This window comes from Halobacillus litoralis (assembly GCF_009856445.1).
Classification (GTDB): Bacteria; Bacillota; Bacilli; order Bacillales; family Halobacillaceae; genus Halobacillus; species Halobacillus litoralis.
In genome coordinates this window covers 94,507-107,816 of the sequence record NZ_WMFA01000002.1, presented here as the reverse complement: position 1 = coordinate 107,816, position 13,310 = coordinate 94,507, and the positions used below count along the sequence as shown (strand labels likewise).

13 protein-coding genes are annotated in these 13,310 nt (G+C 42.8%); 3 read left to right on the top strand and 10 right to left on the bottom strand.

The window, feature by feature from the left end; genetic code table 11:
- Positions 1–93: 93 nt before the first annotated feature.
- On the top strand, positions 94–522 hold the full coding sequence (locus GLW00_RS05680; RefSeq protein ID WP_160912104.1) for an excalibur calcium-binding domain-containing protein: 429 nt from the start codon (positions 94–96) through the stop codon (positions 520–522).
- A 254-nt stretch (positions 523–776) separates the two neighbouring features.
- Here GLW00_RS05680 and GLW00_RS05675 read toward each other — a convergent pair whose 3' ends face one another.
- From GLW00_RS05675 to ccmA, 3 genes are read right to left on the bottom strand one after another with little or no spacing between them, the layout of a single operon-like run.
- A complete protein-coding gene (locus tag GLW00_RS05675; protein ID WP_160912102.1) occupies positions 777–1,436 on the bottom strand; it encodes a TetR/AcrR family transcriptional regulator in 660 nt (219 codons plus the stop codon).
- A 32-nt stretch (positions 1,437–1,468) separates the two neighbouring features.
- Complete coding sequence (locus GLW00_RS05670; RefSeq protein ID WP_160912100.1) at positions 1,469–2,479, bottom strand: ABC transporter permease; 1,011 nt, start codon at positions 2,477–2,479, stop codon at positions 1,469–1,471.
- Entirely contained in the window at positions 2,476–3,189 is a 714-nt protein-coding gene (ccmA, locus tag GLW00_RS05665; protein ID WP_160913725.1) for a heme ABC exporter ATP-binding protein CcmA, read from the bottom strand. The genes GLW00_RS05670 and ccmA overlap by 4 nt, the downstream gene beginning before the upstream one ends.
- A 508-nt stretch (positions 3,190–3,697) precedes the next feature.
- Here ccmA and GLW00_RS05660 point away from each other — a divergent pair.
- On the top strand, positions 3,698–4,186 hold the full coding sequence (locus tag GLW00_RS05660) for a DedA family protein (RefSeq protein WP_237417447.1): 489 nt from the start codon (positions 3,698–3,700) through the stop codon (positions 4,184–4,186).
- A 151-nt stretch (positions 4,187–4,337) separates the two neighbouring features.
- Positions 4,338–4,625 (top strand): undecaprenyl-diphosphate phosphatase, encoded by a 288-nt coding sequence (locus GLW00_RS20925; RefSeq protein WP_369126782.1) that lies wholly within the window; start codon positions 4,338–4,340, stop codon positions 4,623–4,625.
- Here the strand turns inward: GLW00_RS20925 and GLW00_RS05650 are convergent.
- From GLW00_RS05650 to hydA, 7 genes are all read right to left on the bottom strand, one after another.
- On the bottom strand, positions 4,582–4,836 hold the full coding sequence (locus GLW00_RS05650; protein WP_160912096.1) for a phage holin family protein: 255 nt from the start codon (positions 4,834–4,836) through the stop codon (positions 4,582–4,584). The two genes, GLW00_RS20925 and GLW00_RS05650, sit on opposite strands and share 44 nt — an antisense overlap.
- Positions 4,837–4,955: 119 nt before the next feature.
- Positions 4,956–6,089: an alanine dehydrogenase gene (ald, locus tag GLW00_RS05645; protein WP_160912094.1), complete on the bottom strand. Its 1,134-nt coding sequence runs from the start codon at positions 6,087–6,089 to the stop codon at positions 4,956–4,958.
- A 21-nt stretch (positions 6,090–6,110) separates the two neighbouring features.
- The gene (locus tag GLW00_RS05640; protein WP_160912092.1) at positions 6,111–7,451 is read right to left on the bottom strand and encodes an aspartate aminotransferase family protein; all 1,341 of its coding nucleotides are present in this window, start codon (positions 7,449–7,451) and stop codon (positions 6,111–6,113) included.
- A 274-nt stretch (positions 7,452–7,725) separates the two neighbouring features.
- Positions 7,726–9,312: a PucR family transcriptional regulator gene (locus GLW00_RS05635; RefSeq protein WP_160912090.1), complete on the bottom strand. Its 1,587-nt coding sequence runs from the start codon at positions 9,310–9,312 to the stop codon at positions 7,726–7,728.
- 729 nt (positions 9,313–10,041) lie between these two features.
- Complete coding sequence (locus tag GLW00_RS05630; protein ID WP_160912088.1) at positions 10,042–10,278, bottom strand: hypothetical protein; 237 nt, start codon at positions 10,276–10,278, stop codon at positions 10,042–10,044.
- A 15-nt stretch (positions 10,279–10,293) separates the two neighbouring features.
- Positions 10,294–11,787 carry an NCS1 family transporter gene (locus GLW00_RS05625; protein ID WP_160912086.1) on the bottom strand — a complete coding sequence of 498 codons (1,494 nt, stop codon included), beginning with the start codon at positions 11,785–11,787 and terminating at the stop codon, positions 10,294–10,296.
- Between the two features lie 93 nt (positions 11,788–11,880).
- Positions 11,881–13,296 (bottom strand): dihydropyrimidinase, encoded by a 1,416-nt coding sequence (hydA, locus tag GLW00_RS05620; protein WP_160912084.1) that lies wholly within the window; start codon positions 13,294–13,296, stop codon positions 11,881–11,883.
- Positions 13,297–13,310 lie beyond the last annotated feature (14 nt).

Here is a 13,310-nt window from a genome sequence, read left to right as displayed (position 1 = left end):
ATATGGTTTTATTTGTAAAAATATAGGCAATAGAATGATATACAAAAATATCCAAGGGGTGATGGAAATCTATCAAAAAGGGGTTTTCACGTAATGAAAAGATTCTTGATTTTTTTGTTTGTTTTGACTTTGACTTTTGGCAGCGCAGGGTTCGTAAGTGCGGACAGTCATGATGGAGACAAGGACTGCAGCGATTTTGACACGACAGCAGAAGCAGAAAAATATTGGGAAGAAAATGGTTACGATGAAAACAACGATCCGGATAGACTGGACCGAGATAAAGATGGCGTCCCATGTGAAAGTTTAGGTGGCAGCTCTTCAGCTGACGACTATGGTGAGTCAGAAGCATCAGAAGATGAAGCCATGGAAGATTCTGAAGAAAACGGGACTCAGGAGGAATCCTCAGAGGAAGAAGGCGGTGAGCTCCCTGAAACTGCAACACCGTATGCTACATATGCATTACTCGGGATGGGGCTGTTTCTATTGAGTGGTGGACTGTTGTTTGTACGTAGGGAAAATTAAATGGCTTTAACCATCCCCCTAATTCAGCGGACCATTATGGTTCGCTTTTTCTTTTACTGTATTTTATTTATCCTGACAATAAAAAACAAAAATCCACCTTAAGATCTTAAGATACCCAAGCAAATGGCAAGCACTCCAGAAATCAGGTAAAGTCAAGGAGCAATAATTTGAACGTGAAACAATCAACCCATTCGCTGCTGTGAAAATGAACAAAACCAGAAGAAGGTCTATCCTATTATAGGATAGACCTTTTTTCAGCTCTTTGCCAAACCGTGCATGATGAAATCGATGGTATAATCGATTTCATTTTCGTCATCCCAATTCAGATCAGGCGCAATAATAAAACGCGTAACCAAAAAACCCATGACGGTGGATATGATCATACGTATGATGGAAGTATTAGGGATTTCTACAAGCTTCCCTTTTGCTTTCAATTGGTTCAAAGCGTTTTCGAATTTCGGAAAGATTTCTTCAAGGAACACATCTTGAAACCTTTCCTGAAGCTCAGGATGAAAAGCCATTTCCTGAATCACAATTCGCAAAAGCGGAGCGTTTTCCCTGGCAAATTCAAACCGATTCTTCAACAGCGTTCTCAATAACCCTTCTAACTCCTCGGGAGGCTCTTCAAACACTTTATTGGCAAAGTGAGAAGCAAAAAATGGGAGTGTAAACTTTGTCATAAATGGTGTCACAATTGAAATCAAGAGTTCTTTCTTCGTCTTATAATGACGAAAAATCGTGCCTTCTGCAACATTCGCTCTGGCCGCAATTTCACTTGTGGAAGAAGATGCGTACCCCTTCTCAGCGAAAATCTCTACGGCTGCTTTTAATATTTGTTCCTGTTTTGGTGTTAACTTCCGATCTTCCTCTGTAGTCTGATCCAATGTCTCCACCAACTTCTTAAAATCAGTCATACAAGCATCCTCCTAAGGCTTTCCTTGTACCATTATAAACGGCGATGCTTCTTCAATGCGAATATATTTAACGTCGTGAACAGAGCGGTAAATCCAAGCAGAATGTAAATTTCCCATTGGATATCCGCAAAAGAAGCATCACGCAGCATAATCCCTCTCATAGCTTCGGCACCATGCGTCAAAGGCATTATATCACCAATTATCTGTACCCATGTTCCAAGGCCTTCTGTCGGGAAAAGACCGGAAAAGAACACTTGAGGAACAATAATTATAGGAATGAACTGAATCATCTGAAACTCATTTTTGGCAAATGCCGAGACCAATGTACCCAGGCTTAAAGCAGCTAAAGCAAGTAATATGGTGACAATGAGCACATATAGGAAATTACCGTCCATAAAGACCTCCAGGATGTAAATGGAAAACAACGCGATGATGAGGGACTGAACAATAGTGAACAACCCAAATCCTGCGAGATAACCGAACACGATTTCAGACCGTCTGATTGGTGTAGCCAACAACCTTTCCAATGTGCCCTGTGTGCGTTCTCTTAAAAAAGAAACACCGCCTACGATAAATACGAAGAAAAAGACAAAAAAGCCGATGAGGACAGGTCCTACGTAATCAAACAACCCCAGATCCTCTGACCCATGGTAATACTCTACGTCCACCATGTTTTGCTGATCCTCCCGTAGGGATTGCAATTCTTTTTGTATGGCGCCTGCAGCATTTGGGTTACTCCCCTCAAGAAGCAGTGACATTTCCTTATTCTCAAAATATAATACCGCGTCCAATGTCCCTTCTTCCAGCTTTCCTTCTGCTTTAGAAGAAGATAGCGTTTCAATATCAAGAGTGTCAGACGACAATTGTTCAAGCATGGTTTCTGGAACGTCTACGGCTCCTAGTTCCAGTTTGGAATCATCATGATCCAGGACCATCCACATAAGTGACAAAACAAGGAGTGGTGCCACCACCATAAGGGCAACGCTTCTTTTATCTCGTTTAAACTGGATAAGGATTCTTTTCATTACATGGAAGGTATTCATTTTGTTTCACCTCCATAATGCAGAAACACTTCTTCCATAGATGTTACATTCACCTTTTCCTTTAATTTCTGCGGAGTATCAAGGGCAATGACTTTACCACTTTTAATCAGAGCCAGACGATCACACTTTTCCGCCTCGTCCATGACATGCGTGGTTACGATAATCGTCACTCCTTTTTCCTTTAACTCATAGAGTTCTTCCCAAATGGAACGTCGCAGCACAGGATCTATCCCGACAGTGGGCTCATCAAGAATGATCAGTTCAGGTTCATGAACAAGAGCTGCCGCTAAGGACAACCGCCTTTTCATACCTCCGGAAAATGTTTCGACGGGTTGATCTTTGAAAGAGGACAAGTCAACCATTTCTAGTACATCTCTGATTCTTTCCTTCCTTCTTTTTCTGGATAGGTTATAAATGGAGGCGAAAAAATCAAGATTCTCCCATGCTGTCAATTCTTGATATAAAGCATCCGATTGCGCCATGAATCCATAATTCTTCATCTGCGCAAGATGACGTAATGCTGTCCCTTTAAGTGAAATGGTTCCTTCTGTAGGTTTTAATATTCCTGCTATCAACTTGACTAGTGTAGTCTTCCCTGCTCCAGAAGGGCCCAGTAACCCAAAAATTTCTCCGCTTTGAATGGAAAGATTCACCTTATCAATAATGGTGTTTTTACTATAACGATGGATGACATTCTGCATTTCAACCATGGAATTCAATTCGACCCCTCCTGTGTGAGTGATTACTCACTTTAATTATACACAGATGCACTTGGATGTAAAGATGAATGATACAATTCCTGTCATTTACTTCAGAAAGCATCTGTTCCAACGAAGGAAAGTACTTTTTAAAACGGTTTATTCTGTTCAATCAAAATTAAATATTATATATCTATCCGCATTTTCAACTGCTATAATATTCTCAATCATGAAGGGAATATGCGTTCGCAAATAATGAAAGGGGTATAACGTTGAAACAAAATGATGATCGCCAGACCCTGTACTATCTGTTTTCAGTAATAACGCTCGCGACGTTTTTTGGTGTCATTTTTTTGGCAGGATGGCTGTCAGGTGCTGACTGGGACACCTATTCCATTGAATTCAGTTGGAGTATGTTGAATACTGATGCACTTAAAGATATATTCACAAATTGATTTCAGGTTCTATTTTGTGAGCTTGTCCTATACAATACATCGATCATCTTTTGGAGGAGAAGTTCATGGAAGAATGGATCATTTGGATGATGGAACAGTTCGGGTATCTGGGGGTTTACGCATTGATGGCGATCGAAAACCTCTTTCCACCTATTCCATCAGAAGTTATTCTGCCACTCAGTGGGTTTATGTCAGTTAGGACGGATTTAACGGTGACGGCTGTCGTCATTTATGCGACTTCAGGTTCTTTGACCGGTTCTCTTCTTTTATATGGAATCGGGATGTCCATCAGTAAACACAAATTGGAAGAATGGGTGGATCGTTACGGAAAATATCTGCGGCTCACGAAAAAAGATGTAAACAAAACATTCCAATGGTTCGAGAATTATGGATATTGGGCAGTCTTTTTCTGCCGTATGCTTCCACTTGTCAGAAGTTTTATTTCATTCCCTGGTGGAATGGCACGTTTCTCCCTCATCCCTTTTCTTTTCCTTACCTTTTCGGGGCAGTTTGATTTGGAATACAGCTCTAATCTACACTGGGGTCGTTCTTGAAGATTCGTGGCGTGATATTGTGCACTATATGAAGGTGTACTCCATATGGACGTATGGCATCATCACTGCAGTCGCTTTCCTTACCATTTGGTGGATGCGTAAGGGAAAAGGTGTCCGTTTATGGAGATGATCCAGTTTATTAATCATCAGTATGGGATTGAGCCAAGGAACTGCAACGAATTTCACTTTCATCAAGGCGGTCCCAATTATGCTCGTAGCGAGTATGCTGTCCCTTGTTAATCAACCAGCCTATTTCCAATGGTCATTTGATCCTTATTTTGCAGTCGGTTTCCTATGTGCTTTTCTTTTTGCTCTCTTATCTATTCGTTTCTCTCTAAAATTGCTGCGATCTGTTTTCTATATTTTTAAGACAAAAAGGACTGAGCTACAAGTACTCAGTCCTTTTTCCCATCTTCATTTTTCTCTAAAAAATACTTAACTCCTGCCACGGTTCCGATGCCAAGCAATGCATACTTCAATCCTTCCACCGTTGCTGAAGGAGAGATGCCCTGCTGCCAATAGGAAAAAGCAACTCCCAGGACAACAGCTATGATGGGGATGTACCGGTTTGGCACGCGTTTAGTCTGCCTCACTGCATATAACAACACAGCAAGTCCCGCATATGGGGTGAAGTCAATCATGAAATCCATGGGATGATCTCCTTTAATATAGAATAAGGGCTTATTCCATGTTATTCATGATAAGAAGATTGAAGTACTTTCTGCAAAAAAATAACGTCCCGCCTAACATTTTGGCGAGACGCTATTCTTCATGAAACAAATGACTTCGGTCCAAGTGCTTTCTCCACTTCCATATAGTCCAGCCCATGAGCTTCTGCCACTTCACGATAAGTTACACTTCCATTGACAACATTGACTCCTTTCAGTAAGGAGCCGTTTTCCATGCATGCTTTTTGAAACCCTTTGTTCGCAATCTGCATAGCATAAGGAACCGTGACATTCGTCAGTGCGAGGGTTGATGTTTGCGGAACAGCTCCTGGCATATTACCAACTGCATAATGGACAACTCCATGTTTCACATAAATTGGATCATCATGAGTGGTGACGTGATTAACCGTTTCGACAATCCCACCCTGGTCCACAGCAACATCTACAATCACACTTCCCCGACTCATCGACTTCACCATATCCTCTGTCACAAGTTTTGGCGCTTTTGCCCCTGGAATCAAGACAGCTCCGATCACTAAATCGGATTCTCTGACAGCTTCACTCAAGTTCAAAGGGTTCGACATAAGTGTGTTGATCGAAGATCCGAATATATCATCCAGCTGCCTTAGCCGGTCTGGGCTTAGATCGATCATCGTCACGTCTGCCCCCAGCCCGATCGCAATTTTTGCAGCGTTTGTCCCTACAACTCCACCACCAATAATGGTTACTTTCCCTCGTCTCACCCCGGGAACACCCCCAAGAAGAATGCCTTTTCCACCATGGGTACGCTCTAAATACTGTGCACCTTTTTGAGTGGCCATCCTTCCGGCCACTTCACTCATTGGTGTGAGCAGGGGGAGGGATCCATTTTCAGATTGAACGGTCTCATAAGCAATAGCGACCACTTTTTTTTCTGCCAATGCCTTTGTCAATTCTTCATCGGCAGCAAGGTGCAAATACGTAAACAAAATCAATCCCTCATAAAAATATCGGTACTCTTCTGCAAGCGGCTCTTTGACCTTCAGGACCATTTGCTTACTCCATGCTTCTGCCGCTGTACCTACAATTTTCACTCCAACTTCTTCATAGTGCTGATTAGAAAAACCAGAACGCTCCCCAGCATTGGACTCCAGAAAAACTTCGTGCCCTTCGCTGATTAAGTTAACCGCACCAGCTGGAGTGATTGCTACGCGGTTTTCATTATTTTTAATTTCTTTCGGTATCCCTATCTGCATGTTAGGAACCTCCCATCAAGGTCATATCGAATGAATCGCTTCTACCACGTTATCAAGCAAATAAGTCAAATCCTCTTCTTCAATAGATAATGGAGGAGATAGAGTTATAACATTGTTAAATCCAGCCACTGTCATCCCATTTTTCCCAATCAGAATACCCTTATTTTTACAATAAGCGATGATTTGATTCACTTTCTCCACGGCCAGTGATTCCTTCGTTTCTTTGCTCTCCACCATCTCAATTCCAATGAGCAAGCCCTTCCCTCTCACATTACCCACATGGTTATGGTTCTGAAGACGGTTGTGCAAATCATTGATTGCCGATTCTCCCAAATCGCGCGAACGCTCAAACAAGTTTTCTCTTTCCATTATTTCAATATTTTTAAGTGCAACGGCGCACGCTGCCGGGTGACCACCGAAGGTATTAATGTGACGGAAAAAGTCATACGTATCATCTCCACAAAATGCTTCATACACTTCCCGTTTGACGGCCGTTGCTGAAAGAGGAAGATAGGCACTCGTAATTCCTTTCGCCATCGTAATGATATCGGGCTTCACCCCATAGTTCATAAAACCGAACGGCTTACCTGTACGGCCGAACCCACAAATCACTTCATCCACAATCATGAGGGCCCCATGTTTTTCACAAATGGATTGAACCTCTTTCATATACTGTTCCGGTGGGACAATCACTCCACCCCCAGTTATGATCGGCTCCATAATCACCCCGGCAATCGATTCACTATATTCCCATGTCATCACATCATCAATTTCCTTTGCTCCCCACCGATCTTTTTCACTATGATCATTCCGATATTCATCAGGTGGAGACACGTGTAGAAAACCGGGTCCAAGAGGCTCATATTTGTACTTCCGCTGTGCTTGACCCGTTGCTGCTAACGCACTAGTGGAATTTCCATGATAAGCTCGATACCTTGAAATGAATTTCGTGCGGTAATGGTCTCCTTTTTGCTGATGATACTGACGAACCATTTTAAATGCAGCTTCATTTGCTTCCGATCCACTGTTTGAGAAAAAGACAACATAATCATCCCCCAGCAGCTGATTGATTTTTTCTCCTAACTGAATCGCTGCTTCATGACTTTGTGTAAGTGGCATATAAGAAAGATCCTTGATCTGTTCGTAAGCTGCTTTCGCAAGTTCTTCTCGTCCATATCCTACGTTCACACACCATAAGCCTGACATGGCGTCTAAGAACCGGTTCCCGTCTATATCAGTGATCCAGGAACCTTTTGCACTTTTTGCTACCATTGTTGCATCAGGATTATAAGGTTTCATGGAGTGCCATACATATTTCTCGTCTTTTGAAAGCATTTCGCTTTTCACATCAGCTTTAGTCAACGGAGATTCCTCCTCAATGTTCTTTTGTTAGAATTATCTTAATTATCTAACATCTGAGATGCGCTTTCATTAGACATAGTGTCAAACAGTCAACTCCCCACTTTCACATAATGACAAGAGAACTTATTGTTGAAGACTCAGTTTCGAGACACTTATAAGGTAAAGGGGCGGAGGGAAACGGTGAGACAGTCTTCAACTAGAGGAAGCCTTAGTAGGAAAAGAGGGGTGAAAAAACACTTATTCAGAAGAAAAGAATAAGTGTTAAGGGTGGTGGTTAGGTTACGGCTCTTTGATATTCATGAGCGAGAAGTGCAAATTCGATGACCTGCCTTTTTTCACATTCCATAAAGTCAGGTCCCAGCAGTTTTTCTAACTTCTCAAGGCGATGATATAACGTTTGACGCACTACAAATACTTTGGAAGCGGTTTCTTTTTTAGATCCATTGCACGCCAAATAGACCCTTAATGTCTCAAGGAGGTTCGTGTTATTCTTTTCATCATACTTGATAATCGGTTCTAAGTACTCCTCCACCAATCCATCGAGGTTACTGTGCTGATGGACAAGGGAAATCAATCTGTACATGTGTAAGTCATCATAAAAGAATTTGGACTGACTTTCCGGAAGCTTCTCCTGTAAAGTTAAAGTCTCCTGGGCGGTTTGAAAGCTTTCATGAAGCTTGGAAAGTTCTTTGACGTATTTCCCCCCGGCAATTTGAAAAGATGAGATACTAGAGTCATTCAATAGACTAATCTTCTGCAGCCTTACAACCCCGCGTCTGATCCTTTCCTTCCAATCTTCTGCTTCTTTTCTATTCAACAGAATAAAAGTGAGCTGATGTCTCTTCTCCACCGGAAAAACATAATAGCCGTTTTGATCAAAGATATTGTGAATGAGCATATTCATATATGTCACATCAGGGTTCGATTTCTGTCTATCCACCATATTTAACTTAATGGTTAGAACAATGGCTCCTTTAACGGTTTTATCCAATTTGTACACAGCGAGCCGATCACGAATCTCCTCTTCCTCATGCTCTCCCTGCAACCATTCCGTCAGCCATTCCGTTTCTTTTGCTTTTCTTTTTTCTTCAGTATAAAGTTCCCTTAACAAGTATTGTGCAAGCGCAGTCCCCGTCCTATCTAATAATAAAGATTCGAATTCACCGAACTCTCTACGGTTGGACAATAAGTAAATATTCGCAAATTCCCGATCGAATACTTGCACTGGTTGTTTTAAAACCCTTCTCGATCCGATGTCAGGCTTGCTCAGCTCCATCAATACTTGCTCGCGTTCTTTCTCTCTCAAGGTCGGGATCGTAACGACCGTATGATCTTTGGCAATATAGACGAGTTGGCAATTCACATATTGCTGCAAGTTTTTTAGAATCTCAAAGTAATTATCAATGGATAATAACCGTTTGTTCAGACGCTGCGAATAATCTTCTAAATTCGTAATAAACTCATATTGCTGATTGATGAGATCCGCATGAATATCCTGGGTGATTTCCACAAAAGAAACCTCTTCCCGGAATAAGATGATCGGAAAATCGTTGGCTTCGGCAAAATCGATTGCTTCCTGGCTTATGTAATCAACGAAACTCCCGATTTCGATACAAATTCCGGCTACTTCTTTTTCTATCAATTGTTTTAATAAGTGGAGAAAAAGCTCATCATCATCCTTCCAACCAAATCCTGTTGAAAGGACAAGCTCTCCACCTTTCAGGTTCTTTCTCACTTCGATCATCTCATAAACGTGAACCCATTTGACCAGCCGGTCGATGCCCTTATGACCAGCAATAACTTCAGCAGAAGCGAAATGGTCCCTTTTCAGGATGTTTTCAATCGACATGTGTTCGTTCATTGAATGACCCCTCTTTTAAAGTACAACAATTTGTCAGAAAAATCTAATAGATTGTGAGATTTTCTTACAAAAAAGTTTAATAGTCCTAGTGAATCTAACACGTGCCTGATCTTCAACAAACTGGCAGGATGGTGGAAGATTCATTTTCGAGACTTTCCAGGGTTCGTTGCCCGGGTTGAGCCTCAGGGGTGGCTGGGAAGCTACTTGCTTTCCTGTGGGGGAGCCCCGAGCTCCTTTCTCCCACGGAAGTCTTTCAGCTTCCCAACCACCCCATTCAGTGAAGGGGCTAACGAACCCTTATACCAAGTAGGAAGGTCTCCCACTATCCTACTTGGTATAGGTGAAAAACGCTTTGTATCAAGCTTTCAGGGTTCAAGTAACTCGGATTGGGAGTATGATCCTTATGCTCTCATCACAAAGAATAGCTGATTATTCAGGAAGTGGTTTCGAGACACTGATATAGCAAAGGAGTGGAGGGGGATGACGAGACTCCTACCTTAAGTGTGCAGGCGCCGGAACCGGATAACTAGGAGGAAAAAAGTGCTTGGTGAGACCCCACTGGACGCAGTCCGAGGAGACTCACCGCACTCCCGCGGAAAGCGATTCATCCCCCGCAGCCCCATCCACTCAACAAAAGTCTCGAAGCCGAGTCTTCCACAATCTGAAGCTTATACGGAAGATGTAGATGAAATAGAAAAAGAGGATTGGCAGGGAGCCAATCCTCTTTTTCTATTTAACACTTTGTTTTTTCTGTTGCTGGACGAGAATGGTAGAGAAATACTTCCTCGTATCCGGGTGCAGGATGTGCAGCCGTTCTTTCTCACTTTTATCAGATTCGTTTCCTTTATATTGAAACTCGACGAATGCCCCACTTAAATTTTCAGTGACTCCACTAATGACATAGCCCTGTTCCAATAAAAAGTCGATCTTTTCGCGTTCTGCTTCAAACTCGCGATGGTCAGACATTTCAATTCCTCCTTGTTATGCATCCATTTTTTGTGTGGATCCTTCTGTTCCTGTCTTACGCCCCAGCTTTTCTTCTACGAATTTCTCACCGATTACCCAGTCACGACCGACGGTTATGCCAAGGTATTCATCGTCGCTTGGGTTATCGATTTCTGCCTGGGGATGCTTTTTGAAATACCAATGCTTGGCTAATAAGTAATAACACAGGGCACCTACGCCAAATCCGACGAAGAAAGAATATGTGGAGAAAGTGTACGCAAAAGCACTTCCAATGACCCATGAAATGATACCGGCCCAGTTGACACCTCCATCGTAACGGAATTGCCCCCCTTGTTTATACAAATCATAGACGTTCATTCTTCGTTTTCTCAATAAATAATAATCGGCAAAAATGATGCCTACGATAACAGAGAGAATGGCTGCGGCTATTAATAATACCGGAATCAATAAATTGAAAATACTCCAGGGCTGAATGACTGTTCCTACAAGACCAGCAATGAAAACGCCGGCCCAGAATGGCAGCTTCGGTCCACCGACATTTGAAAAGATGGTAGCCGCAGGTACGATGTTTGCTGATACGTTTGTCGACCACTGGGCAAGAACGATCATTAACAGAAGGATACCTAAGACAAGTCCACTGGCTGATTCCTGTAAAGCGACGACAGGGTCAAAGTTGGAGACAGCAATGTAGGAGACGGCACCTAGAACCACGATGAATGTTTGTGTCAAAGGCAGGGCTACAAGGCTTCCTACGAGAGCCCCTTTGTTTCTTTTTACCCAGTTACGTTCCAGTTTCGGTGCTTTTATAAAACGGGAGATGGAAGCTATATCAGCTGCGAGTGTTGACCAATAGCCCATATTCCCAACAACGACGACCACAAAAGCTGTAAAAGCTGCTCCTCCGGTTACAGGGCTTTCCACCCAGCTCCATATGTCTTTCCCCTGTTCAGAAGCTGTTCCTGCAAGAGTAAAATACATCCATACTCCAATCAAAATGATGATCGGGGCTGCCAGGTCGGCGAACTTTTCTACCGCTTTGATTCCTAATGCCGTGTTGAATAATTGGAATAAAGCAAAAAGAATATAACAAACAAACCAATTATCAAAACCGAATAAAATGTTTAAAATTCCATTGATAGCTGTTGAACCGAAGAACGTATTAATCCCGAACCACATGGATGCAGCCACTCCACGAACGATAGATGGAAAATGGGTACCTATCGTCCCAAAAGGGGCTCTCATGTAAACAGGGAAAGATATCCCGTGTTCAATACCAATATCAGCCGTTACTGAAATGGCAAGACCGATTAAAATCGTTCCCAACAATGTACCAAGCACGACCCAGATCAAAGATATTTCCTGTACACCTGCTCCGCCTATAGCAAAAGCTGCCAGTACAACAGCCATCCCGACCCACATAAACGAAAAACCAAGAGTGCTGATTTTTTTCTCGTTGTGAGGAATGGGCATTAAATCAGGGGACATTAAATGGTTTGTCTTTTTGTCCATGTTTTGGACTCCTCCTACCTATACCTGTTTTTTAAAAGGCTGCCTGGCTTTCATTGAAGCGAGGCAGCCTACAATTCATGGCAATCGGACAGGTTACTTCTGATAAAGTTCTTCTTTGGAGGATGTCAGTTCCCCGTAACGGGAACGTTTCAAGTAATTTCCTTTCCCTAGTTTCCCTACAAATTCTTTGTTCTTAATGACATAGTCACCACGGGACAGGACACTGACCGGCTGCCCAGTCACTTTCATTCCTTCAAAAGGATTGTAATCCGCAGCCATGTGACTCGTTTCTACAGAGATTGTGCGTTCCACATTCGGATCGAAAATGACGATGTCCGCATCTGCACCGACTGAAATCGTACCTTTTTGTGGGAAAAGACCGAATGTCTTTGCAATTTTCGTTGACGTAATGTCTACAAACTCGTTTAGAGAAATTCTTCCTTTTTTGACCCCTTCAGAGAAAAGGATGCTGACACGATCCTCAATGATCGGTCCACCGTTCGGAATCTTTGTGAAGTCGCCTTTTCCTAAGTCTTTCTGACCCTTAAAGTCGAAGGAGCACTGGTCGGAACCAAGCGTTTGCAGATCTCCTGTTTTAAGCGCCTTCCATAACACTTCCTGGTGGTGCTTTTCACGAAGAGGCGGAGACCATACATACTTCGCGCCTTCGAAATCCGGTTTTTCTAAGTAACTTTGATCGAGGACCAGGTATTGCGGGCACGTTTCACCCATAACGTTATACCCTTTTTTACGTGCTTTCGCGATGGCCTCCACCGCTTCTTCGCACGTGACGTGAACCACATAGAGTTGGGAGTCAGCGAGACCCGTTAATTCTGCAGCACGTCCTGTCGCTTCCCCTTCCACTTCCGGCGGACGAGTCAGTGCATGATAAATCGGGTCGGTTTGCCCTGCTTCCAATGCCTTATTGACCAAATGATCGATCACATCACCGTTTTCAGCATGGACCATGACTAAGGCGCCTAGTTTTTTTGCTTGTTCTAATGTACGGAATAGGGTGCCATCATCCGCCTGGAACACATTTTTATAGGCCATGAAAACCTTGAATGAGGTAATCCCTTCATCTTCTATGACACTTGAGAGCTGCTCGAGAACATCATCGTTCATTTCACCAATCATTAAATGGAAACTGTAATCGATAACGGATTTATCCTTTGATTTCGCGTGCCACTGATCAATGGAATTTTGTAGAGGTTTTCCTTTGTCTGTCAGACAGAAGTCGATGACTGTGGTCGTTCCCCCGTGCGCAGCCGCAATCGTACCCGTTTCAAAATCATCTTTACTGACTGTTCCTCCAAATGGCATTTCAAGGTGCGTATGCGGATCTATTCCACCAGGGAATATGTAGTTTCCTTCCGCATCTACAACTTCCGCTGCTGAGTCGTTCAAGTCTTGACCGATTAAGGCAATCTTTTCATTTTCGATAAGAATATCTGCTTTATACGTATCAGCGGCTGTCACAATCGTTCCATTTTTGATGATTTTCTTCATCTTATCCCTCCGTT